Here is a 22,129-nt window from a genome sequence, read left to right as displayed (position 1 = left end):
TTACTTCGCCTCCTGGGCGCTGGCAGTGGTCGGCTGGCCACTGGCCTTGCGCGACGTGTTGGGGGAAGAATCAGCCTCGGGGGCGTCGATGAAGCCGCGTTCGACTGCCCAAGGCACCAGGTCGGCGGGAACCTCGACTGTTTCGCCGACGGCAATGGGCTTGCGCGACAGCGTCAGGCCCGGCTTCTTGATCGTGCATTTCTGGGTGGTCATCGGGGGATCTCAGGTTGAAGAAGGGCCTGGGTCTTCCATACGTCGACCCACAGGGCGGTAGCGGCGTCGTAGTCCTCGAGGTTGCCCTCGATGAGCTGGCAGGCACGGCCACCGGCAATGGGCGGCGTCCAGCCCAGCAGTGGTTGGCGAACCTTGCCCAGCAGGATCCGGAGCTCATCGATCACCTGGGCGCCGCGCTGTTCGCGGTAGTTGCGGCACACGGTCACCACAGCGAAGTTCACTTCGACCAACTGCGCCAGGCGCGTCTGCTGCCCGGGAAACGAAGCGCCGGTCTTGGTCTCCAGCGGCATCTCGCGGGCCAGCAGCACGTAGCAGCACGGTGCAGGGAAGTCGCGCAGCGCCTGGACTGCGGCGTAGTCGGCGCTGCCCTGCACCTGACGCAGTTCCTTGTCGCTGACGCCCTGGCGGATGCGATCGCGCACCAAGCCAATGTCGAAGGGCAGCGTGCTCACCGGCCGTAGTCCTGCAGGGTGCGGTGGCTGAACTCCCGCGACGGTGCACAGACCTCGGGCGCGCCGCCACTGGGCGCAGGCAGCGGGTCATCGGCGCCGAGGCTGAACTTGCCATCGCGCACCAGCTCCAGAAAGCGCAGTGCTTCCTTGTAGTCGCGCACCACCGGATCGGTACGCTCCTCGGTGTTGACCCGGTCCTTATGCAGCAGGTAGCGCGCAATCCACCGTGCCCACGTGGACACAATCCCCGGTACCGGCGCCGGCAACGGCACCGGATAGGGCTTGGGCTTGCGCATGACCAGGTAGCCGTTGATCAAGCCATCGGCGTCGTCCAGAGCGCGCTGCACGTGCGCGGCCGCCTCATCGGCGATAGCCACGTCGGCTGGGTCGAAGGCGCTGCGATCGCTGCCGAGCAGCGTGGCATCCATCAGCGCATCGTCCACGATCGGATAGCGCTCCGGCGTGGCCACCTGCGCCAGCTCCTGAGCGAGCTTGGCCGCCGACAGCAGTGCGAGCGTGCAGTAGGACATGGCGGCCGATTACTCCAGCTCTTCCGGGGTGGCCGGTTCGTCACCGAGGACGCCAGCATCCTGGTAGGCCTGCGCCTCTTCCCACGTCATCTCGATCCACGCCGGCGGCTTGACGACGACGTCGTTGTGCTTGAACGGGCTGAGCACTTCGAAGCAGGCAGACAGCCAGAGACCGTTGGACAACGCGTCCGTCGAATGGTCGCCCGTTGCAACAGCATCGAAAGAGGTAGAGGCGTCACCCGAAGGCGTACCCGCCTCGGCGCCGGCATCCTGGTCCGCTACAGACTGATCGCCCGGCGGTTGGTCGACGGCAGCGCCATCGACCTCCGAGGCGACCGTCTCGGCGGGCTGAAGTTCGCCGCGGCCTTCCTCCGGAACCGAGCCGCCCTGCGCCGGCGACGCGTCGGCAGCCTTCTCTTCCGTGACGGCCGGCACATCGGCCGGCTTGCCGTCCTGGACGGGCTTGGGTGCGCTGGGCGGCGCAGTGCGGGGCTTGGCCATGACGAGATCTCCGAATAGGTGTGGTGCCGTGCTCTCCGGCTGTCACGCATGGTTTTGCTGTGCTTCGCACGGCCAGGTCCCGCGTTCGCCTGGTGCTGCCGCTCGCTGGGTTGTACGGGTAAAGCGGCAACTACGCCGACTATCCTTCGCCGGCTCCCTTCATCACGCTGCGGGCGCGCCTGCGTTCTGGATCAGGTAGCCCGCGACCATGCCGCTGAGCACCGGAGTGCGGTTGTTGTTGACCGGGTGAATCCAGGACTGGCAGTTCTCTTCGCGATAGGCCTGACGCACATTCGGCTCGCCCGCCATGCTGTAGGTGTAGCCATAGCTCGGTCGCGCGCGGTTGCGGCGGTTGCCGCCGCTCGGCGGGGCCACGAACGCCAGGATCACGTCCTGACCCCACACATCGCCCAGGTCATCATCCTGGCCGGTAGCCACCACCGCCTCACCAATGTAGATGTTCGGGATTTCCCACATCGACGCCAGGATTTGGGTGGTCAGTGCATTGAAGCCGCGATGCTTGAGGTAGTCCTGAATCTTCGGATTGGCCTTGGCTGCTTCGAATGCCGCCGCCGACAGGATCGCCGTGTTCGGCCGCATACCGATGCTGGAACGAATGGCCTCCTTGCCGACGCCAATATCAGCAGTCGGATCACCAGAGGCGCCGCGCCAACGATTGACGCCCACCAGAGCGACCTTGTGTTCGTTGTCGTAGTTGGCCGCATTGCGCGCTACGTCAGCGCACTCACACTCGTGTTCCAGCTCCATGATGTCCAGGACGATATCCACCGCGTCCTGCGAAGCGTCCAGGCCTGGGCCGTTGGCCGCCTCATTGGCGGTTTCATCCGGAACCACCGCCTCCAGTGCTGCAGGGATGATGGCGTAAGGCTTGCCCTGGTAGCCGAACTGGACGCGCTTGGTTGCTTCGCCCGGCGCGCGCTTGGTGTTGTAGCGACGGAAGCCTTCCTTTCCGAACGTCAGGATCTGACCACCAAAGGTGGCCACATCGACGCGCGGGAAGAGGTACTGGCCAACGTTGCCGGGGCGGACGTAGCCGAGTGCATGGGTGGTCAGGATCGGATCGATGATGCGAGCCTGACGGAGAGTCTGCTGGGACATGGAAGGTCTCTCTGCGAGATGGTGAGAACGATGAGCGGCGGCAGTTGTGGCTGAGATCAGCCGGTGGTCGCTGGCGCGTTGGGGATCAGGAGCACTTCGACGCGGTCACCATCTGCCGCGGCAGGCTGCAGAGCCTGAGCAACGACAACGCCGGTAGTGCGAGCAATGAGCTTTCCAGTAGATCCCACCTGCAGGTAGGCACCGTCGTCAAACGCTCCGCCAGCAGTGGCGATGCTGGTGCCCACCACATCAACGGGCACCCGGTCGCCCACCAGTCCACTGGTGTTGGTCACACCGAAGGCGTTGCCGCCGGCGGTGGCGTACTGTCCGTCACGACCGACGACGCGCTCGGCTTCCAAGGCGACTGCTGCGATGACAGCCAGGGTGAGCAGCGAGATTTTCTGAGTCATGGTTCTGCGCTCCAGCGCGAGGAATGAGTTGAGAAGCTGCGTTTGGATACAGGTCAGGAGACCGCTTTGACTGCCGTGAGGTAGTCCACCCCCGCGTGGGTACGCTGGTAGTCCAGCGCCTTGTTGTGCAGCGCAAGCCGTTCCGGGTCGACCTGGGTGCCAGCCGGTGCAGCGAAGTTGGCCGCGCCTGGCCCCACACCTTCACCACCAGACTTCTCACTGAAGTCCACGGCCTTGGGCAGGCTGGTCAGCAGCTCGCGCAGCACCGATTCGGCCGGCTTGGACACCGTCGTTTCACCCTCGGCGAAGTTCAGCGGATCCTTGCCATTGGGCTGAGCCAACAGCAGTTCCACCACGGCCGGCTGCTGGCGCGGCAGCAGCTTGCCTTCCCTCACCAGGCCTTCGGCGAACGCCACTGCGTCTTCGCGTCGCGCGGCCTGTTCACGGGCGGCGAGGGCCTTCTCGCGAGCGTCCAGGGTGGAAGCCTGCTGGTCGAGCTGCTGCTGGCGCTGTGCGTGCTCGACGTTGTTCTGCTGGGACATGGGGTCGATCTCCGATTTGACCTGTTCACGAGTGGGAGGCGGTGCCTGGACGGGCGCAGGTCCATCGAGGGCGCTACGCGGGAACTGGGTGAGCAATGGCGATGCGAAGAGGGCCGACGTGCGCGAGTTTTCGTCATCGCGTGTGCTGCTCTCGATGCCGCGGATCTGCCAGTCCGGAATGACCTGGTCAGCCGTCTCCAGGCCCTGGGTATCGATCAGCCAGTCGCGGAAGCGACGGAACAGATCCGTCAGCGTCCAGCCCAACGGGGCCAACGACATGGCGAAGCAGGCGGCGTCATCGCCGTCGGCGAACGAGGCCGACTTGAGCCCCTTCACGGCCGGCGGCTGTGCGCCCAGGAAGCCAATGTGGCGCAGGTAGTACTTGCCCGGCGTCGGGTTGCCCGGCGAATCGGGCATGAAGATGGAGGCGCTGATCTTCTTGAAGCGACCGTTGTTGGCCAGCTCCGCGAAGGCAGGATCGACCTGATGCGGTTCGGCCAACAGGAGGCCATCCTTGGCCTGAAGTGCTTTGCCCCAGCCATAGGCCGGATCGTCGGTCTTGGGGTGGCCCACCACGATGGGCGCTTCATGCAGCGCCGGGTCGTAGCTGTCGGCGATCTGCTGAACATCCGCTTCGCTAAAGGTCAGCGTGCGGCCGTCTTCGGCAACATGCGTGCCGGCTTTGAAGATCTGCAGGGTGGCGGCGGGCTGGTTCATGCCGCCAGTTTTCCCGCAGAGTCGTCTCATGTATTGGGACCGCGGTCCGCATGAAACTTGCCGCGCTGATGTGCATTGCGCATGCGGTGCTCAGCCTGCACACAAGAGCGCATCGACGCGCGCCGCAAAGGCGTGTCAGACACCAATCAGGGCTGGGGTAGGTCCGAGTGTGGCGCGTGGCATGCTGAAGCGCGCACAGCGCCTCCCACGCGACGATCACTCGAAGGCGCCGCTCACGTGATCTTGAGCGATATCCAGCAGCTCTTTCTCATCCTCGCGACTGACGCCAAGCCAAGGGCGAGCAGCGATGGTGTTCGTGTAAGCAGGCATCGTGATCGAGCGCCTATAGCGCGTATTCTTGCGATTGGCTTTGACGAACCGGCTACCGCCTTTGCCAGTCTTCAAGTAGATCTTGGCCGGGCGCGCCGGGTGACGGATGGTGCCGCCGAACTGATGGATGGCGCCATAGGGCGCATTGGTGCCAACCAGGACGGCCTCATTCCCATCCGTTTGCCACGATGCCATGTCGCCGAGCATGTGGAAATCAAACTTCAGAATCGGGACGCCGGGGCGCTTCTTCTGTTTCCAGCGTTTGTAGCTTGGTTCCAGTGCACGCCATCGCTGTCCGGTCGGATCACGCTCCTTCTTGGCTCGCTCGCGTGTCGACCTCAGCAGGTACTCGCCCCAGTCTCTCAGGATCAGTTGCCGCGCTTCGCCCTCCAGCTGGCGCAGCGCATCAGCCAGACCAGGTGTTGCCGAATCCAGGGTGACTTCGAGCTGCGCCATCAGAGTGCTCCCTGCAGCAGCTGCAGCGTGCCATCGGCGACGCTGCGCTTGAGATCAGAAGGCCTCAGCATCTGCAGCTGGGGCTGGATGGTGCTGACGCCCGTTTCCGAGATGGCCACGTCGACCACCATGAAGGCCGGGCGCCCCACCGCAAGGACATACCGCAGGTGGCCTGCGGCCACGTCCAATAGGATGGCCACCGCATCGAGCAGGCGGATAGGCAGCTCGGCTGCGGCGATGGCGACCGCGCCAGGCCGAGTGATGGGGAGCTGCTCAGCCAACACTGCAAAGGCCGCCGTCGCTGGTCGAACGGCAGCGCGCTGCAGCTGCGACACCAGACCGGGAGACAGTGCGCCGGCCAGGTAGCGAGCAGCGTGCGCGGCATCAGCGTCAATGCTGGCCAGCCAGCTGGCGTAGCCGGCCTGCAGGGCGTCCCTGGCACGCGGCCGCGCCAAGGCCTGGGCGGCACTGGCGGCAGCGGGTGCCGCTGGCAGCCGCGCGCCCGTCTCCAGTGCACTTTGCAGAGCGGAGGTCAGTTGGCCTGTCAGCGAGGGCGGTGTGACCGGACCACCACGCCCGCCGGGCCAGTGGTCCGCCGTTGCTCCAGGCGCGTAGCCGAAGCCAGGATCGACGCCTGCCGGCGTCAGCACCGTGCGCGGTCCACCGGGACTGCGCTGCCCGACCGTCACCGACTGCATCACAACCTCAGGGGCCGTGTCGGGGCCGTCCTTGCCCAAGCGGCGCAGATCGCGTTCGTTGAGCGCATCGACGTAGCACTGGCAGCCCCAGCCGTTGGCCGGATAGTGATAGCGCCACCAGGGATCATCATGGCGCAGCACCATGCCATTCCAGGACACGTGCAGTGGCCGGGGGTGTTCGACGGCATCGTTGTGGTTGTAGCGCCAGAACGGCCGTACCTTGATCAGCTGCTGCAGCTGGGCCCAGCGCCCGGCGTTGTAGCTCTGACGCAGGTTGGTTTCGTAGATCACCCGCGAGCGCCAGTTCCGGCCGCCGTTGTAATCCCAGCCATGCGTGGCCACGATGCGGTCGAAGTCTTCGCGGAACTGCTCCAGCGTGCGGCCCTCGGCGATGACACGGTCGATGGACTGCTGGAAGTCGGCCAGCAGTGCGTCACGGTTGGCACCGGCCACCATGAAGCTGGTGTCGTGCTCGGCCTCCCATACGTCCAGGTAGCTCTCGGTGAGCACGTTCTTCTTGCGACGGAAGAACTCGATCTGCTCCTGGAACGGCAGTTGAGCGTAAGCAACCCCAGCCATTGATCAGTCTCCCGCGCCTTGGACGTCGCTGCGGCCGGCCAGCGTCGCTGCCGTCATCGCATCGGCCATCACCGAGGCGTAGTCGTCCAGGGTCATGTTCGGATGTAGCTCGAACAGCCGGTCGCGCAGTTCCTCCAGCGAATCGACCTCATCAACCAGCTGGCGGATCTGCTCCACCCAACCAGCACCCAGGGGCGACAGTCGCCGATCAAGCTGCCGGCCCAAACCGATGGCAGGATCAGGCGCCTTCGGGGTGCTGTCGGCAAAGGCCGCCGGATAGTGCCGGCGCAGCAGGCTACCCACCGCACCGCCGGCATCAGCGAACTGCGGCCCATCGATCGCTGTCGGTACCGCAGACGGCTCCGGCGGCGCCTGGACAGGCTCGTAGTTGTCCCCATAGGTCTGGTCCATGTAGACCTGCTTGGGCTTGTAGCCCAGGTCGAGGATCTTCTTATCGCGGCTGGCTGTGGCGTCTAGGTCCTCCGGCTCTTCCGTGACGCGGTAGACCCGCGGGATGGCCGCGCCAGGGAAGTTCCATTCGGTGAGCCAGCGCGCCGGACCCTTGTTGAAGGACTCGCACACCAGGTCGGCATCGGCGGTGATGATGTCGCGGCGCACTTCCCGCTGCAGCTGGTCGTTGCCCAGTTTGCCGGGCGTGCCCTGGGTGCTGGCGGTCTGGCCCAGCACCACCTTCTGGATGGTGGCGTCCATGTAGTCCTGCAGGGCTTTGTAATCAGCCGTGCCACTACGCCCGGCCTCCAGCAGCGCCAGCTCCATGCCCTTGGGCATGATGATGCCGCTGTCGGTCTGGAGCGCGCGCGTGGCCTGCAGCAGCTTGGACTTCTCCGGATCGGTTGCATCGACATCGTACTTGCCCACCGCGGTGGGCATGCCGAACTTCTCCAGGAAGATCAGCCAGAACTTGAGCCCGTTGCGCTTGAACAGCACCGGCCAGTACAGCCAGTGCGCCAGCCCCAGGCCGTAGGGCTCATCGTCGTGATCGGCACCGGAGCAGAAGTTCCAGAAGTACGGCGCGAGTGCCGGGACGCCCTCCGTCATCTGGGTCTGGGTGAGCAGGCGCAGGTCGCCTTCCTTGCCGTAGCGGAAGCGTCGGCGATTGCGGACCTTGATCGCCTCCAGGCCGATGCGGGTGCCGTCGACCTTGTACAGGATCTCGGCCACGCCGTAGCCGTAGAACACGCCAAACAGCATCTTGCGGGTGACGTTGTCCCAGCCGATCCCGTGCAGCTGCTCCTGCAGATACTCTGCCGCCTGGCGGTCGATGCGCTTCTCGCCACCGGGCTCCACCTGCCATTCGCAGGCCACCACCGAGTCCTGGCGCGATCCGAAGGTGGTTTTCACCTCCGGATCGGACAGCACCTGCTCGTAGATCTGCAGGTCATAGCCGCCCCGATTGCGCAGCACGCTATCAAAGGGCAGCAGCAGCGGCCCGGTGTAGCCACGGGTGATGTCGATGCCATCGGCGGTGGTGGCAATCTCGCGGCCGATCTCTGGGCGGGCGATGGTCATGCGAATCCTCCAAAATCATTGCCGCCGCTGACCGTGCCGAAGGCATCATCGGTCACGACGGTGGCCACGCCGTCGGCTCGGCCGTCGCCGATGTAGGCGCGAGCGCCGGCCGCCTGGAACTCGATGGGTACCGAGGTGACGTGGTTGAGCGCGGCAAACTGCATCAGGGCGCCTGCGATCGCGCCGTCGCCGTGGCGCACCAGTTCCGGATCCTGCAGGTCCTTGCGCTCCAGGCGCGGCACCATCGGAATGCCATCAACGTACTCCACGGCCCGATGGTCATCCTCCAGCGATGCGTCCCTGGGCACGGTGATGAATCCGTCCTCGAACAACGCGATGTACTTGGGCATCCATTCGCTGTACCAGGGGCGCGACAGGGTGACCTCGTGGATTGGGCCACCGCTGTAGCGGCCCGTCTCGGCATCGAGCTCGGCACGGCCGTAACGGTCGCCTGTGTACTCCATCAGAGTCTGGCCCGGCCCGGTGGCGTCGCCAGCGAACGACCAGCGGCCGCGGAAGCCCTCATTCAGCGCGTCCAGAAACGCCCACAGGATCTGCTCCTGCTGGCGGGTGGGCGCGTTGGCCATCTCGATCAGGAACGGCACATCCCGGCGCAGATCCTGACTGACCTTGGCCGGCTTGATGACCGAGAAGTGGCGGTGGCGCGCAAAGTCCATGCCGACCGCCCAGCGCCCAGTGAACCCGGCCACCGCAGCACGCAGCACCGGCAGCAGCGTGGTGGCGATCCAGACCGAGCACCAGATCTCGCGTTCCTTCTCCGAGCGCTTGGGGAAGTCGTCATCGAAGACCAAGCGCAGAACGGGGCGAACCTCGGGCATGGCCCGATCAATCCAGACCGAGGGGATGGCCGAACCATCCCCATCGCGCGGGATGACGTCCAGCTCCTCGCGCATGGCGGCCTTGCGCGGGCCATAAGCCGAGCGGATGGCGGTGTACCACTCCTTCTTGCCCTCGGCGGTGGCCACCTTGCCACGCATGGCGCAGACCCGCTCGTACAGGCCGTTGGACACGGCATCATCGAAGCTGATGCGGATGACCCCGGCCTTCTTGCCGTACCGGCCGGCCTGGACGTCCTGCACCAGCTGATTGAACGGGTTCTTCTTGCCGCGGTGGGTGGACCACACGCGGATCCGGCCGCCCCAGATCAGCAGCGCGGTGGCTGATTCGAGCACCTTGGCCACGTCCTTGTGCAGCGCCGCTTCGTCCAGGTCGACCACGCCCTGCAGGCCGTGGATGTTCTCCGGGCGCGAGGACAGTGCCGTGATACGGAAACCACTGGCGAAGCGAACCCGGAAGGCCTGGATCTGCCGGCTGGTGCCGTCCGGCTGCTGGTCCTGGAAGATGTGCTGCTCGATGCGAGAGGCTTGGCCCTGGGCAATGATTGGCGCGAACTTGGCCACATAGCCAATGAATTCCAGGCCCTTTTCCTTGGTGTCGGCCATGTACCACACGTTGTCGCCGCCGGCGTCCTTGGCCGAGGCGGCGGTGATGGTGTCGCTCAGCGCCTGGGCGAAGGTGATGCCAGTGCGGCGTCCCTTCTCGCAAACCGCGATATCCAGCCCTTCCTGCATCCGGATCCATTCGGACTGATGGGCCATCAGCACACCGGCCTTGCTCGGATCGAAGTTGGCCGAGATCGAGCGCACGCTCTCAGGCAGCTCATCCCAGTCCAGGACGCGCTCGGTATCCGGCAGGGGACCCAGTGCACTCACTTAGCCGACTCCATGCAGCACCTTGTTGCGCCAGAACTCCACGCCCTCGGCGTCCAGGCCCTTGGCTCGCGCAGCCTCCTCGACCCGGCTGGCCGCGTCGACGAGCGCCTTCTGGCGGATCTCGCCGGCCCACTTCTCGCGCACGATGGAAGAGCGGGTCAGCTCGGCAATGGCCTTGGCCGCCTTGCTGTACAGCGCAATGCGATCGGCGGGGGAAATGCTCTCGTCGTCCTGGTCGGCTGCCTCCTGGAACTGCAGCAGTGCTTCGAACAGGTCGGTCTGCAGCAGGCCCATCAGCGCGCTACCGCGCTCGGCGGCATTGTCCGGCGCCTGCTCGGCCACCAGTTTCATGGCTTCGGTGCTGGCACTGATCGAAGCCAAGCGGCGCTTGAGCCGCTTGGCGCGTTCGTTGACGGTGGTCTTGCTGATCTCGTAGCCCTGTTCGCCCAGCCATTCGGACAGCGAGATGCTGCCACCGAAGGCGTTGGCAACCAGGCGCCGATCCAGCTCGTCACGCACATCGGCCGGCAACAAGTCGATCTTGCTCACGGGAGGCATGGGGTCACCAGTACTTCGGCGGGCGGGCGATCCCCGGACCGCAGTCGATGCTGTACTCGACGATGTCCACACCGTGGCGGGTCAGCTCCGCCGACCACGGCCCCGACGGGGATTTGGTGATGTCGATCAGGCGACGGGTGTCCAGGTAGTCCAGTTCCCGGCGAACCTCCAGCGCGGTGGCATCCGGGTACATGTCCTGGGCCGCGCCGGCCAGGACGGCTTCACCGATCGGATAGGGGCGTGAGCGATCCAGCACCAGCAACATCAGCCAGCGCAGCTGCTCCCTGCGCAGCTTGCCCAAATCCGGGCCTTGATTTCCGTGACTCACGGCGTGTTCCCCTTGCTTTGCATGTTCGTGATCTTCGAAGCCACTGCATCAAGCTTTGCCTCGATAACGCTCTGTCCGCGGGCATAGTCCTCGCGGCGGACGTAATCCTTCGCAACTTCCAGGCGGAAGTCGGTGAGGTGACTCTCAACCTCGCGCCAGCGCTTGCTGTCGTTGATCAGAATCGCCAGCTGCTGATCAGTGCGTTGTTGCAGCTGGTTGACCAGCCAGCGGCCGCCGGCGATCAGGCCGCCAAGCAGCGTGATGCCGATGCCTGCGAACCACACCAGGTAGAGCGGTTGCACTTCAACGATCATGGGTTGGTCTCGACGGGTAGGCGCTGTCCGGTGAGGACGCCGATGACGCGCTGGCAGGAGCGGACGTGGTCTTCAGCTTCGGTGACGATTTGAAGAGCAGTGCCTGCAACCTCTGGACGTAGTTGGGCGCTCGCATCACGTTCGACGGCGCCAGAGACGGCTTGGGACAGGCGGGCGGTGTGANTGCAACCTCTGGACGTAGTTGGGCGCTCGCATCACGTTCGACGGCGCCAGAGACGGCTTGGGACAGGCGGGCGGTGTGACAGGTGGCGAGGTCGTCGCGCAGCTGGAGATTGCCAGCGCGCAGGTCAGCCACAACAGCAGCAGGGATGGACGCGGACGCCTCCCGATCATCTTCATGTTGGTCTCCGATCTGGGCCATTTCCCTGGCCTGGGTATGCTCGGTGTCGCGAGCATTGCGCTCGCTTTCCAGTTGCGATTGAAGCGTGGTCACGCGCTGCTGCGCCCTGGCATCACGGGCTTGGGCGTCCAGCGCATTGCCGCGATAGAGAAGTGCTGCGGCAATGGCGACCAGCAGGAGCACCAGCAGCAGGGCGACCGTTGCGGTCAGGGTGCGGACCATCAGTACCGGCCCTCGCACATCGCGCGCTCAGCTGTGCGGCGGCGCTCCAATCCCTTATAGGACTTGCCGCCGGCATTGGCCCAGTTGCTCAGCTGGGCACATGCGAGGTCCCAGCGGCCTTGATTGGCGTAGACACGGATCCGCGGCTGCTGACCATTGCGCAGCGTGCACAGGCCGTCCTTGACGCCAGCACCACCCGGACCGACGTTGAAGGCGAACGACGTCAGGGCGGCCGCCTGGTAGTCCGTCATCGGCACCTTGATGCAACTCTGCACGGTGTTCCAGGCGACGCCGAGGTCCGACTGGAGCAGACGCTCGCATTCGGCGCGGGCGTAGGTGCGCTGTTCTACCTTGGCCGTATGGCCGTAGCAGACCGTCAGCTTCCCGACGACATCACGATAGGGCTGGGCCGAGTAGCCCTCGAAGGGCTGCACCAACCCGAGCAGCAACGCCAGCATGGTTGCCAGCATTCCGCCCGCGATGGGCAGTGCCTTGTTACCGGGTTGCTCTGCTGCCATGCGCCATCTCCAGGGAAAGATGGCCGACGGGCAGACGAGGATGCCCGTCGGCCAGGTGCGCCATGCGCACACCAAACCGATGGGCAGAGTTTCAATTCCTATTGGATCGGAGTCTTGGGACCGCGGTCCGCACAACCACTGGGAAATGCTGGTAGTGCGATCAGGCCAAGAGGCTAATCGCCTTTTGGCCTATGCGCCTCCCACCAACTATTGGCAGACGCGGCCGGCGGTGCTGTCTGCCTTTCAGAGTGAGCGGCAGGCGCCGCCCCCGAAGGGGAAATCAAGGTCTTTGGGGGAGCCTCAACCGTACGAACTTCTACATCCCCGCACCGCTTGGCAGCAAAGGCACTTTGCAGCTGAGATCGCCGTTCTATCGATGTCCTCTTGGCTTCATTTCGTTCGATGACATTCCCAATCCCAAAGTCCCCCAGAAAGCTCGCAACGGACATACCACTGAACTTCGCCTGCTGCTCTACCTGCCGATCAAAGGCGTCAACCTTGGACAGTTCAATCCGAATCTGCTCACAAGAATAGTTCAACGTCTCGTAGCCAGTTAACGGCTGCAACCGGCCATAGCGTTTGGTGGCACAGCCGCTGACAGATATCACCAGCACTGCGCCAGCAATAGCGAGCACTTTCCACTTCATGTTTTCCCCCTGGTTGATTTGCTCTTACGCCACATCACTCTGACGAGCCGTGCTTTTTCGTTTTGAGTTCCGGTTTCGACTGGGCGAACGCAGCACTTGTTTTTTCAAGAGCCACCTTCGCGTCTTCAGGACTGTTCCGGTAGTTGTTCAGCAGCATCGCCTCGCGACTTGTCAACTGCACCCCTTCTCCTGATGCGCCCATGCCGGTGAGAAGCCAGAGCGGTTGAGTACCGAATAGCAGATTCAATTTAACGAGCAGTTCGACCTCTACTGGACGCGTTCCCGCCTCGTACCGGATGAGCGTGGTTCGCCCGATGCCGAGCAGCTCAGCGAAGTCCTTCTGGCTTCTATCGCCCCGGATCAACCTAAGCCTTTCGCCGGTGTCGCGCCGGCTGTCGTTCTCTGAGTTTCCGTCAGTCATTTTGTTCCCGATCGGGTATTGACAAGTGTTCCCGAACGGGAACATCATTACTTCCACTGGCAGCGCCTACAGCAGCCAACCAATGGAACAAGGATCAAAGGATACACGCGATGAGCGAACCCGCCCCCAGCCTGGATCTTCACCTCAAGGTCCGCACCGCCTTCGTTGGCAAGGGCACCAGTCTCCGCGGCTGGTGCATGGAGAACGGCGTCCCCCCGCAGAACGCCCGGGACGTCCTCATCGGGCGTTGGAACGGCCCGAAGGGTCAGGCCCTGCGGCGCCGGCTGCTGAAGGCCGCAGGCCTGAGTGCTTCCGCATGAATACCGCCGGCCGCCCCCTGGACGAAGTCCCGACCCGCGAACTGGAGCTGTTGCTTGCCTCGGCCCGTGACCAGTACGCCACCGCTGTGAACAACTGGCAGCGTGCTGTTGAATCGGAAGAGCCTCTGGCCAACACCCTGCCGCTGGCTGGCGCCGTCGACGCAGCTGACCGCCGCGCCGTCCGGATCCTGAAGGAGCTGGCGCGCCGCCAGCAGGGCGCTGCGGCATGAGCGAGCAAAGCATCTTCGCCCGCCTGCTGTTCGCCTTGGCCGGGCACAGCCGCACCGGCTTGCGCCTAAAGCCCATTGCCGACGGCATCGGCGAATCCCCCAGCACCACGCTGCGCAACCTGCAGCGATTGGCCGAAGACGGCCTGGTCGAACGCTCCCCCTTCGATCAGGACAACTGGCGCCTGTCCCCCCGAATTGTCCAGATCGCCCTGGCCCATCAAGCCGAGGTGGCCCGTGAAGAACGGCAGCTGGACGACTTCAAGAACCGCTACAGCCGTAGCCCCAACTGATGACGAGGATCGAAATGGCAGAGAAGCAACCCAACAAGCGCGGCGCCAAGCCACTCGCCCAGGCTGAGCCGGTAGGCACGGAGCTGGATGCGGGCAAGCTGGTCGAGCGCAGCCAGGAACTGCAGGTGATGGCGCAGGCCGAAGCGCAGGTGAAGAGCTTGGCCACCACACTGGGCTACGCAGGCGCACTGGACACCGATTCGCTCTGGAGCATGGTCGAGTACCGCCAGCGGCGCTCCGTCGAGGACATCCTCGAAATGGGCAGGGGTCTGCTGCTCATCAAAGAGCAGACCGCGCATGGTGAGTTCCAGGAACAGATTGCCACGCGAGGATTCAACTACCGGACGGCGGCGCGCCTGATGACCGTCGCCCTGAAGTTCTCCAAAAGTGACACGGTGTCACTTTTGAAGGCCGCCGGCACCCAAGCCAAGGTTCTGGAACTGGCGGTTCTGGACGACGAAGACCTCCAGGCCCTGGAATCCGGCGAGCCGGTTGCTGGCATCACCGTGGATGATGTGGAGCGCATGAGCGCCAGCCAGCTGCGTGCCGCTTTGCGCGAAGCCAGGGCGAATGCCGACGCAAAAGATCAGCGCATCAACAAGTTGAGTGATGATCTGAACAAGGAGTCTGAGAAGACCCTCAAGGCCCAGCGCCGCTGGCAGGCCGCCACCGCGGACGAGCAGCTGGTCACTCTCAAGCAGTCGGTCACCGAAGCCGAGCAGAACGTTCTGGCTGCCATCGGCAGCGAGGGCAGCGGCCTGCGCGCCTCCTTCCAGGCGTTGGCCGACTTCGCCTGTGACAACCACGTCGAAGAGGACGCTGCACGGTTCCTGAGCGACGTGATTGGCCGCCTCCTCACGTCGGTACGCATCGCCCGCGACGATGAGGATCTGGCCATCGCGATCCCTGTCACCAACGACGCGGGGATCTGACGTGTCCGAGGTCCTCATCCAGGCTGCGGCCAGCCAGTTGCTGGCGGCGCCGCACGGCAGCAAGGGGCGCATTGCCTCCGCGCTGGCCGAGCAGCTGGGATGCTCGGTCCAGACCGCCTACCGTCACCTGTCCAAGGTGACGGCGGCTCTCAAGCCCCGCAAGCGCAGATCCGATGCGGGCGAACTGTCCCTCACCCGGGACGAAGCTGCCTCTATCGCGGCCCTCGTGGAGGAAACCCGTCGCTTGACCGGTACCGGCGCATTGCCGGTTGAAGAAGCCGTGGATGCCTTGCGCGCCAACGGAAAGATCGAAGCGATGCGCGTGGACAAGGGTACCGGCGAGGTGGTTCAACTGAGCACCTCGGCGATCTGCCGTGCCATCCGCCACTACGGCTTCCATCGTGATCAGCTGGCAGCAGCAACACCGGCTGCACGCCTGTCTTCTCCGCATCCCAACCACCTGTGGCAGATCGATGCCTCGGTCAGCCGGCAGTTCTACCTGGCCGATGATGGCACGCGGGTGATGGACAAGCGCGAGTTCTACCGCGGCAAGCCAGGCAACTTCACCAAGATCGCCGAACGGCGGCTGTGGCGCTATGCCATCACCGACCATGCCAGCGGCGCGATCGAGCTGTTCTATGTGCTGGGCGCCGAAAGCAGCGCCAATCTGCTCTCGGCACTGATCCATGCGATGACCCGTCGCGAGATCGGCACGATGCACGGCGTTCCCAAACTGCTGATGATGGATCCGGGCAGCGCCATGACGGCCACCAGCACCAGCAGCTTCCTGGCGGCCTGCGGCATCGAGCCGATCATCAACGAAGTGGGCAATGCACGCGCCAAGGGACAGGTCGAAAACGCCAACTACCTGATCGAAACGCACTTCGAGGCTCTGCTCAAGCTGCGCGCCCCGGTCACCAGCCTGGAAGAAATCAACACCCTTGCCCAACAGTGGGCTCAGGCCTATAACGCCACCCGCACCCACAGCCGTACCGGCTACACGCGCCGTGATGGGTGGCTGCGCATCACCCCGGACCAGCTGCGCCTTGCCCCGGCCGTGGAGGTATTGCGGCAGCTGGCCACCAGCGCGCCGAAGGCCTGCACCGTGCGCGATTGCATGATCCGCTTCCGTTCGCAGCAGTACGACGTGCGTGGCGTACCCGGCCTCATCAACGGCCAGCGCGTGGACGTGGTGGTCAATGCTCTGGATCCGGAGGGCAGCGTACGCGTGCTGATGCCAGGCACACAGGACTGCGCGCCTGTGCACTACATCGCCCCGCGCATCGGACGCGACGACTGGGGCTTCCTGGACAGCGCTGCCCAGGTTGGCACGGAGTACCGGACAGCTCCGGAGACGTCGGCCGACGCAGCTCGCAAGGAACTGGATCGGCTGGCCATGCAGGTTCACACCGATGCTGAGGCAGCAGTTGCGCGCAAGGCTAAGCGTGTGGCCTTCGGTGGTCAGATTGATCCCATGAAGCACCTGCGCGAGGCCAATGTGGCACCGAGCCTGCCGCGCTCGGGTCGCATCGCCCAGGTCGATGCACCACAGGTGCTGGCGGCCCAGCGCATCGAGCCTGCGCCGATCCGCGCCGAGCTGCCGCCACTGAACCATGTGGAAGCGGCCATGCGCTTGAAGCCGCTACTGGAGGCCGCCGGTTCGGCTTGGTCGCCCGACCACTACGCACGCACCGCCCAACGCTGGCCGGAAGGCCTGCCGGTGGATCAGGTCGAGTCCTGGGCGCACGCCCTGGCAACGCCTGAGCGTGGTGGTCTCCGGCTGGTGGAAGGAGGTGCCGCGTGATGGCTTCGCTCGACAGCATCAAGAAAGACGCACGCCTCATCCAGGAACGCGACGGATTCGGCTACTGCCAGGCGCTGGAGATCGCTGCGCGAAAGGCTGGCTTCAACACCTATGCAGCTGCGAAGGCTGCCTTGCAGGGGCGGAGGGCTCGCCCATGACGTTGCGTCTGAAGCGCCTGCTCACCGAGGCCGGCATCAAGCAGGGAGACCTGGCCAGTGCTGCAGGTCTGAGCCGTCCGGCCCTCAATGCCTTGATCAACCACGGCCAGTTGCCCACCAGCTGCGATCCGGCAGCGGTGCGCGCTGCCATCAGTTCCTGCCTGACCCAGCACGGCGTAACCGACGCCCACTGGCATGAAAAGGAGGGGCCGACGTGCGGGGTCACGCCAGCCCCGGTTTCCCCACCGCAAGACACCGATAACGACAACGACATTCACGACGAGGAAGATCCCATGCTACTGCGTTTTCAGGCTTTGACTCCACAGGCCAAGCGTCACTTCGGCCTCACCAGCAATCCCTTCGCCGATCCGGCTAGTGCCGAAGAGGTGTTCCTGTCGCCGGATATCCGCTATGTCCGCGAGAGCATGTACCAGGTGGCCCGCCACGGCGGCTTTGCTGCGGTGATCGGCGAAAGTGGTGCTGGCAAGAGCACGCTGCGCGAAGACCTGGTTGATCGCATCCAGCGTGAAGAGCAGGCCGTCATTGTTATCCAGCCCTACGTGCTGGCCAGCGAAGGCAGCGATGCCGTGGGCAAGACCCTGCGCAGCCACCATATCGCCGAGGCGATCATGGCCGCTGTCGCCCCGCTGGCCAAGCCGAAGAGCAGCCCTGAGGCCCGCTTCCGCCAGCTGCACGAATCGCTGCGTGACAGCGCCCGCGCCGGTCACAGCCACGTCCTGGTGATTGAAGAGGCCCACAGCCTGCCGCTGCCGACCCTGAAGCACCTCAAGCGCTTCCGCGAGCTGAAGGACGGCCTGCGCCCGCTGCTGTCGGTGATCCTCATCGGGCAACCCGAGCTGGGCGTGAAGCTCTCTGAGCACAACCCGGAGGTACGCGAAGTAGTACAGCGCATCGAGATCATCACGCTGCCGCCGCTGGACAACGAGCTGGGTGCCTACCTGGCGCACCGCTTCAAGCGCGCCCAGGTGCCGCTGGACAAGGTGGTGGAACAGAGTGCCATCGACGCGCTGCGCGCCAAGCTGGTTCCTTCGCGCGGCGCTGGCTCGTTGCTGTACCCGCTGGCGGTTCAGAACGCCCTGACCGCTGCGATGAACCGCGCCGCTGACCTGGGCGTGCCGACCGTCACCGCTGATGTCGTGCGGGGGGTGTGAGATGGCGATCCGAACCGAAGGCTGGCCGGCGGTAGAAGGCATGGTGGTTGAGCCAATGACGGCGCGGTGGCCGCTTGCAACGCGTGTTGTGGCGGTTCCCTTTGAAATGCAGGACCGTCCGGCGCCGGTGAATGTGGACATCCTGCAGGTGGTGATCGTGCCGCGCGCCAACTGGGAGCGCATCACTGCGCATGTTCCGGCCGATGTGCTGCAGCGCGAGGGGGTGACTCATGGTTGATTTCAACACCTCTGGGTCGCAGTACCTGCGCAGCTTCGCTTTTTACTTGATGCGCGATGCCGAGCTGCCCGACCAGCAGGTGACGGTGATGCACCGCGACCTGTTCCGTCGCGCCGGCATCGAGTGGCGCGACGGGCAGAGCATGGCTTCACTGCTGGACGGCCTCAACCTGCAGCAGCTGCGTGCGCTGGTCGACCAGCTGCGCGACGGCGATGACGACGAGGAGGAATGATGGCCGTTCCCACCCTCCAGCGCTGCCTCGGTCAGGTGCGTAACCGCCAGCGCCACAGCGCCCAGCACCCCCAGCGGAAGAAGTCCATCGGGATGCTGGTACAGGACTGCCACACGTTCCCGACAGCGTCACGTGTGGGAGAAGTCCAGGTGCACGACCCTGAAACCGGGCGCGAGTACTCGGTCGAGGTCTGGATCCACAGCGGCGTGGTGGTGATCGCGCACAGCACCAGCAAGCGCTGGCTGCTGGAACTGGACGAGATTCTCGACCTGGCTATCGCCGCCGGCATTGATCGGGGGGCCATCTGACATGCAGCTGGCCCTGCTACCGCAAGAGCTGTCCCCACAGACGGTCCTTTTGCAGCTGCAGGGCCGCCGTGGCGCCGTCAACGGCATCACTGCCCGCGACCTGGTGCAGCAGATCACTTCACGTACCAGCACCGCCGACGAGCGCCGCCTGCGCCAGATCATCGAGCAGCTGCGGCGCGAGGGGCACCCGATCTGCGCCCACCCGGCTCACGGCTACCACCTGGCCGCCAGTGCGGCCGAACTGGACCGCGCCTGCACCTTCCTGGTCGGGCGCGCCATGACCTCCCTGGAGCAGGTCAGCGCGATGAAGCGCGTTGCGCTCCCGGATCTGTACGGACAACTCGGGCTGGACAAGCCCGCTACCGACGAGGAATCCAACCATGAACCATGAACGCAATTCCGACGTGCTGTATGCCGCCGCCAACACGGCACGCGAGCTGGAAAACAGCGGCATCGAGATCCTGGGCCTGCACAGCAATGGCCGTCGCGCGGTGCTGATCCTGGACCGCCCGCCAACGATGGTGGGTGGCCACCTCAAGCGCCGCCAGCCCAACGGCAGCGGCGGGCAGGACCGCGTGATGGCCGCTGAGTACCAGGGCGTGCAGCTGGAGTGGACCCAGCGTCCTCCGATGCTGCGGGAGGTGGCTCATGGCTGAGCGCGGCCAGTTCCTGGTGGTCCCTGCTGAGTGGGTAGGGGGCGACACCTTCACCGACTCGGCCAAGGCGATCGAAGACGCCCAGGCCCGCAGCAAGGTCGACGGAAAGCACCGCGCGGTGGTCTGCGTGGTCGCTCGCACCACGCCCAGCCCTGCACCGGTCATCGTGCTGACGCGTACGGAAGCCGGCATCACCCAACCGCAGGTGGTTCAGCCATGAGCGCCATCCCCAGCATCGCAATGCAGCACGCTATCGCCCTGTCACTGGGCGCCAGCGTGGTCCGTTCTGCGGATCTGATCGATCGGGTGATGGAGCACGGCTTCCATTACCGCGGCTATGTGTCCAACGCGGTCGCCAAGGCGGTGCGGTGCGGAATGATCCTGCGCGTCGGCGAAGGGCTGGCCCGCAACTACCGCCTCAACCCCGACTGGAAGATCGACCCGACGGCGTTGGCGGCCGCGCAGGCGCAGCGTGTGCGTGGTACCCGGCCGGGTATGACAGGGGCGCAGAAGGCCCGATCTGCTGCCGGGGGCTACGAAGGTCCCGCCTTCGACAAAGGCCCGCTGACGCCCTCCATCGGCACCGTGTGCCAGTCCCAGGAGGATCTGGAAGGCGAGCTGCCGCCTTACCTCGGTGGTCGCCTGGTCGATTCGCTGCATAACCACTTCGATCGCATCTTCGGCGGGGTGGAGTGATGGCACGTACCGGCCGCCAGCGCTACGACCACCTTCGCGCGATGCGCTTTGCGCTGTGGGCCCGTACGCAGAACCCGCGCCAGCTCACCCCACAGCGCATTTCCGGCCTGCTCGGCATCTCGCTGGATGCCGCCCGCCGCTGGCGCGCCGACTGGTTCACCGCCACCAGCCCTATCCACGTCGAAGGCGTCCCCGACGTCCTTCGGCCCACTCAACCGTTTGTCACCCCCGCCGCCCAAGGAGGCGCCCAATGACCCCATCCATTCCCGAAGGCTACCGCGAGGACCGTAACGGTCGGCTGGTGCCCGAGGCACAGATCAAGCCGATCGATCTGACGCGTGACCAGCTGGTGCAGGAGAAGATCCAGCGCGCCCTGGAGCTGCGCGAAGCCCTGCGCACCTTCAAAGCGGATACGTTCACCGATATCGGCGCGTTCGTGCAGCTCAGCGGCGAGCAGTACGGCGCCAAGATCGGCGGCGACAAGGGCAACGTCAGCCTGTATTCCTACGATGGCCGCTTCAAGATCCTGCGCGCCTGCCAGGACACCATCCAGTTCGATGAGCGCCTGCAGGCCGCCAAGGCCCTCATCGATGAGTGCCTGAACGACTGGACCGAAGGCTCACGTGCCGAGCTGCGCACCCTGGTCAACAGCGCGTTCAAGGTGGGCCAGGACGGCAGCATCAAGACGGCAGAGGTGCTGTCACTGCGCCGGCTGCAGTTCGATGACGCCCGCTGGCAGCGGGCAATGACCGCGATCAGTGATGCGGTGACGGTGGTGGGCAGCAAGACCTACGTGCGCTTCTACGAGCGCGATGCACGGGGTCAGTACCAGCCGATTTCTCTCGACGTGGCGGGGGTCTGACATGCCGAAGATCCGAGACACCTGCACCTTCCGTTTCGACGGCGTTCGCGGTGCACTGAATGCCGGCACCCTGGCGCTGGCAGTGGCGATCGCCGACCAGGCTGCACGGGCCGACGTGGAGATCCACGCGCCGGCCGTGGAGCTGGACGGGCTGCGCTTCTTCGATGCCACCTGCGGTAACACTCAGGGCGAAGACGCGACCGCTGCTCGCTATGCCATTCGCCAGGCGGTGCGGTACATCGAGGCGCGCGGGGACGCACTCCCTTGGCGCCTGAAGCGTCATATCTCCCAGCCGGGTCTGCTGCACTTCGAAGAGCCTACGGACGTTGAGGTGGCCACCTCCGGGCCGCGCCACGCGTGCGTCAACTGCGACATGCCCACTGGCACGCCGTCTTCGCCCATGTGCGGCCCCTGCGCCCAGCAGGCAGTGACTGAGATGGCTGCAGCGCTGGCCGCCGCCCACCAACGTCTGGATCTGATCCACCAGGTTCAGAAAGCCATCTGCGAGGTGCAATCGTGATCGCCTACTGCTGGGCCAATGGCCAGATCGGGTTCGGCAACAACGTGCCGGACGGTGCGGTTTTCATCGCCGAAGGGAGCGACGCACAGCTGCGCAAGGTGATCAGCGTGGTAGCCAGGCACGGAAAGGGACTGATGCAGGGGATGCTGGTAGTGCCAGGTGTGCCAGAGGCGCAGACGCAGCAGGCAAAGGGTGACGCGCTGGGCCTCTGGCTGGCGTGGTGTTCCCAGCATCCGCGTCGGCTGCGCTGGGGCGCACTGCGTGCCAGCAACCGCAACACCGACTCAAAGGAGAACCGCCATGTTCATGCGTAACCTGGTGCTGTTCCGCTTTCCAACCAGCACCGACTTCTCCGAGGTCGAATCCGTGTTGCCGTATGGCGTGCTTAAGCCGGTCGGCCCTCTGGAAATGAACTCTCGCGGCTTCATTTCCCCCTTCGGCCGCGAGGAGCAGGAGCACCTGTCCTGCCGGCAGGGCGACTTCCTTTGGCTGACCGTGGGCGGCGAGGACA

General features: G+C 65.1%; 37 protein-coding genes. 19 read left to right on the top strand and 18 right to left on the bottom strand.

Translation table 11 applies throughout. The features are described from left to right. The 18 genes from D5301_RS23540 to D5301_RS23455 form a co-directional block, all read right to left on the bottom strand. Positions 1-213 carry a hypothetical protein gene (locus tag D5301_RS23540; protein ID WP_126928748.1) on the bottom strand — a complete coding sequence of 71 codons (213 nt, stop codon included), beginning with the start codon at positions 211-213 and terminating at the stop codon, positions 1-3. Further along, a complete protein-coding gene (locus tag D5301_RS23535; RefSeq protein ID WP_324187386.1) occupies positions 210-686 on the bottom strand; it encodes a hypothetical protein in 477 nt (158 codons plus the stop codon). Before D5301_RS23535 ends, D5301_RS23540 begins: the two co-directional genes overlap by 4 nt. Further along, positions 683-1,216, bottom strand: a complete 534-nt coding sequence (locus tag D5301_RS23530; protein ID WP_126928749.1) for a DUF1320 domain-containing protein — start codon at positions 1,214-1,216, stop codon at positions 683-685. Before D5301_RS23530 ends, D5301_RS23535 begins: the two co-directional genes overlap by 4 nt. A 9-nt stretch (positions 1,217-1,225) precedes the next feature. Further along, positions 1,226-1,717, bottom strand: coding sequence for a hypothetical protein (locus D5301_RS23525; protein ID WP_126928750.1), 492 nt, complete (start codon positions 1,715-1,717; stop codon positions 1,226-1,228). A gap of 162 nt (positions 1,718-1,879) precedes the next feature. Next, on the bottom strand, positions 1,880-2,836 hold the full coding sequence (locus D5301_RS23520; protein ID WP_153857038.1) for a hypothetical protein: 957 nt from the start codon (positions 2,834-2,836) through the stop codon (positions 1,880-1,882). Positions 2,837-2,892: 56 nt separating this feature from the next. Next, entirely contained in the window at positions 2,893-3,246 is a 354-nt protein-coding gene (locus D5301_RS23515; RefSeq protein ID WP_057503378.1) for a capsid cement protein, read from the bottom strand. 53 nt (positions 3,247-3,299) lie between these two features. Further along, complete coding sequence (locus D5301_RS23510; protein ID WP_126928751.1) at positions 3,300-4,505, bottom strand: peptidase; 1,206 nt, start codon at positions 4,503-4,505, stop codon at positions 3,300-3,302. 216 nt (positions 4,506-4,721) lie between these two features. Then, entirely contained in the window at positions 4,722-5,291 is a 570-nt protein-coding gene (locus D5301_RS23505) for a phage virion morphogenesis protein (RefSeq protein WP_126929410.1), read from the bottom strand. Then, positions 5,291-6,568, bottom strand: coding sequence for a phage minor head protein (locus tag D5301_RS23500; protein ID WP_126929411.1), 1,278 nt, complete (start codon positions 6,566-6,568; stop codon positions 5,291-5,293). Before D5301_RS23500 ends, D5301_RS23505 begins: the two co-directional genes overlap by 1 nt. Before the next feature lie 3 nt (positions 6,569-6,571). Continuing rightward, positions 6,572-8,098, bottom strand: a complete 1,527-nt coding sequence (locus D5301_RS23495; protein ID WP_126929412.1) for a DUF935 family protein — start codon at positions 8,096-8,098, stop codon at positions 6,572-6,574. After that, positions 8,095-9,831, bottom strand: coding sequence for a hypothetical protein (locus tag D5301_RS23490; RefSeq protein WP_126929413.1), 1,737 nt, complete (start codon positions 9,829-9,831; stop codon positions 8,095-8,097). Before D5301_RS23490 ends, D5301_RS23495 begins: the two co-directional genes overlap by 4 nt. Continuing rightward, the gene (locus D5301_RS23485) at positions 9,832-10,380 is read right to left on the bottom strand and encodes a DUF3486 family protein (RefSeq protein WP_158229543.1); all 549 of its coding nucleotides are present in this window, start codon (positions 10,378-10,380) and stop codon (positions 9,832-9,834) included. It lies immediately after the preceding gene. Positions 10,381-10,393: 13 nt separating this feature from the next. Next, positions 10,394-10,717, bottom strand: a complete 324-nt coding sequence (locus D5301_RS23480; protein ID WP_024957611.1) for a hypothetical protein — start codon at positions 10,715-10,717, stop codon at positions 10,394-10,396. Further along, positions 10,714-11,031: a hypothetical protein gene (locus D5301_RS23475; protein WP_008265891.1), complete on the bottom strand. Its 318-nt coding sequence runs from the start codon at positions 11,029-11,031 to the stop codon at positions 10,714-10,716. The genes D5301_RS23480 and D5301_RS23475 overlap by 4 nt, the downstream gene beginning before the upstream one ends. Continuing rightward, on the bottom strand, positions 11,021-11,614 hold the full coding sequence (locus D5301_RS23470; protein ID WP_153857037.1) for a lysis system i-spanin subunit Rz: 594 nt from the start codon (positions 11,612-11,614) through the stop codon (positions 11,021-11,023). The genes D5301_RS23475 and D5301_RS23470 overlap by 11 nt, the downstream gene beginning before the upstream one ends. Further along, positions 11,614-12,132: a lysozyme gene (locus tag D5301_RS23465; protein WP_008267084.1), complete on the bottom strand. Its 519-nt coding sequence runs from the start codon at positions 12,130-12,132 to the stop codon at positions 11,614-11,616. Before D5301_RS23465 ends, D5301_RS23470 begins: the two co-directional genes overlap by 1 nt. Before the next feature lie 173 nt (positions 12,133-12,305). Then, positions 12,306-12,779 (bottom strand): hypothetical protein, encoded by a 474-nt coding sequence (locus D5301_RS24330; RefSeq protein WP_228756500.1) that lies wholly within the window; start codon positions 12,777-12,779, stop codon positions 12,306-12,308. Between the two features lie 34 nt (positions 12,780-12,813). After that, positions 12,814-13,200: a helix-turn-helix transcriptional regulator gene (locus D5301_RS23455; RefSeq protein ID WP_064968338.1), complete on the bottom strand. Its 387-nt coding sequence runs from the start codon at positions 13,198-13,200 to the stop codon at positions 12,814-12,816. Positions 13,201-13,310: 110 nt separating this feature from the next. Here D5301_RS23455 and D5301_RS23450 point away from each other — a divergent pair, with 110 nt between their 5' ends. The 19 genes from D5301_RS23450 to rdgC all read left to right on the top strand — a co-directional run. Next, a complete protein-coding gene (locus D5301_RS23450; protein WP_024957605.1) occupies positions 13,311-13,520 on the top strand; it encodes a hypothetical protein in 210 nt (69 codons plus the stop codon). Beyond that, complete coding sequence (locus D5301_RS23445; protein ID WP_126929415.1) at positions 13,517-13,750, top strand: hypothetical protein; 234 nt, start codon at positions 13,517-13,519, stop codon at positions 13,748-13,750. Before D5301_RS23450 ends, D5301_RS23445 begins: the two co-directional genes overlap by 4 nt. Continuing rightward, positions 13,747-14,040, top strand: a complete 294-nt coding sequence (locus D5301_RS23440) for a helix-turn-helix domain-containing protein (RefSeq protein WP_008267142.1) — start codon at positions 13,747-13,749, stop codon at positions 14,038-14,040. The genes D5301_RS23445 and D5301_RS23440 overlap by 4 nt, the downstream gene beginning before the upstream one ends. A 14-nt stretch (positions 14,041-14,054) precedes the next feature. Beyond that, positions 14,055-14,972: a DUF3102 domain-containing protein gene (locus D5301_RS23435; protein ID WP_194936670.1), complete on the top strand. Its 918-nt coding sequence runs from the start codon at positions 14,055-14,057 to the stop codon at positions 14,970-14,972. Between the two features lies 1 nt (position 14,973). After that, positions 14,974-16,776, top strand: coding sequence for a DDE-type integrase/transposase/recombinase (locus D5301_RS23430; protein ID WP_194936669.1), 1,803 nt, complete (start codon positions 14,974-14,976; stop codon positions 16,774-16,776). Next, positions 16,776-16,934, top strand: a complete 159-nt coding sequence (locus D5301_RS23425; RefSeq protein WP_008268046.1) for a hypothetical protein — start codon at positions 16,776-16,778, stop codon at positions 16,932-16,934. The genes D5301_RS23430 and D5301_RS23425 overlap by 1 nt, the downstream gene beginning before the upstream one ends. After that, complete coding sequence (locus D5301_RS23420; protein WP_126929418.1) at positions 16,931-18,106, top strand: AAA family ATPase; 1,176 nt, start codon at positions 16,931-16,933, stop codon at positions 18,104-18,106. Before D5301_RS23425 ends, D5301_RS23420 begins: the two co-directional genes overlap by 4 nt. 1 nt (position 18,107) lies before the next feature. Next, a complete protein-coding gene (locus tag D5301_RS23415; RefSeq protein WP_126929419.1) occupies positions 18,108-18,344 on the top strand; it encodes a hypothetical protein in 237 nt (78 codons plus the stop codon). Then, positions 18,337-18,576, top strand: coding sequence for a hypothetical protein (locus tag D5301_RS23410; RefSeq protein ID WP_088611138.1), 240 nt, complete (start codon positions 18,337-18,339; stop codon positions 18,574-18,576). Before D5301_RS23415 ends, D5301_RS23410 begins: the two co-directional genes overlap by 8 nt. Further along, positions 18,576-18,884, top strand: a complete 309-nt coding sequence (locus D5301_RS23405) for a hypothetical protein (protein ID WP_126929420.1) — start codon at positions 18,576-18,578, stop codon at positions 18,882-18,884. Before D5301_RS23410 ends, D5301_RS23405 begins: the two co-directional genes overlap by 1 nt. Before the next feature lies 1 nt (position 18,885). Then, a complete protein-coding gene (locus D5301_RS23400) occupies positions 18,886-19,275 on the top strand; it encodes a hypothetical protein (protein WP_024957596.1) in 390 nt (129 codons plus the stop codon). After that, on the top strand, positions 19,265-19,540 hold the full coding sequence (locus D5301_RS23395; RefSeq protein WP_040006676.1) for a hypothetical protein: 276 nt from the start codon (positions 19,265-19,267) through the stop codon (positions 19,538-19,540). The genes D5301_RS23400 and D5301_RS23395 overlap by 11 nt, the downstream gene beginning before the upstream one ends. Further along, entirely contained in the window at positions 19,533-19,760 is a 228-nt protein-coding gene (locus D5301_RS23390; RefSeq protein WP_049397735.1) for a hypothetical protein, read from the top strand. Before D5301_RS23395 ends, D5301_RS23390 begins: the two co-directional genes overlap by 8 nt. Then, a complete protein-coding gene (locus D5301_RS23385; protein WP_126929421.1) occupies positions 19,757-20,236 on the top strand; it encodes a hypothetical protein in 480 nt (159 codons plus the stop codon). The genes D5301_RS23390 and D5301_RS23385 overlap by 4 nt, the downstream gene beginning before the upstream one ends. Next, positions 20,236-20,490, top strand: coding sequence for a hypothetical protein (locus D5301_RS23380; RefSeq protein WP_049397737.1), 255 nt, complete (start codon positions 20,236-20,238; stop codon positions 20,488-20,490). Before D5301_RS23385 ends, D5301_RS23380 begins: the two co-directional genes overlap by 1 nt. After that, the gene (locus D5301_RS23375) at positions 20,487-21,098 is read left to right on the top strand and encodes a DUF3164 family protein (protein WP_057503397.1); all 612 of its coding nucleotides are present in this window, start codon (positions 20,487-20,489) and stop codon (positions 21,096-21,098) included. Before D5301_RS23380 ends, D5301_RS23375 begins: the two co-directional genes overlap by 4 nt. 1 nt (position 21,099) lies before the next feature. Next, positions 21,100-21,618 carry a hypothetical protein gene (locus tag D5301_RS23370; protein WP_126929423.1) on the top strand — a complete coding sequence of 173 codons (519 nt, stop codon included), beginning with the start codon at positions 21,100-21,102 and terminating at the stop codon, positions 21,616-21,618. After that, entirely contained in the window at positions 21,615-21,932 is a 318-nt protein-coding gene (locus D5301_RS23365) for a host nuclease inhibitor protein (RefSeq protein ID WP_126929424.1), read from the top strand. The genes D5301_RS23370 and D5301_RS23365 overlap by 4 nt, the downstream gene beginning before the upstream one ends. Continuing rightward, positions 21,919-22,129, top strand: a 211-nt coding sequence (gene rdgC / locus D5301_RS23360; RefSeq protein WP_194936668.1) for a recombination-associated protein RdgC, incomplete at its 3' end; no start/stop codon positions are given. The genes D5301_RS23365 and rdgC, both read left to right, overlap by 14 nt.

Origin of the sequence: Stenotrophomonas sp. MH181796 (assembly GCF_009659995.1) — a bacterium.
Lineage (GTDB): Bacteria > Pseudomonadota > Gammaproteobacteria > Xanthomonadales > Xanthomonadaceae > Stenotrophomonas > Stenotrophomonas riyadhensis.
This window is presented reverse-complemented; position numbering and strand designations above follow the sequence as displayed.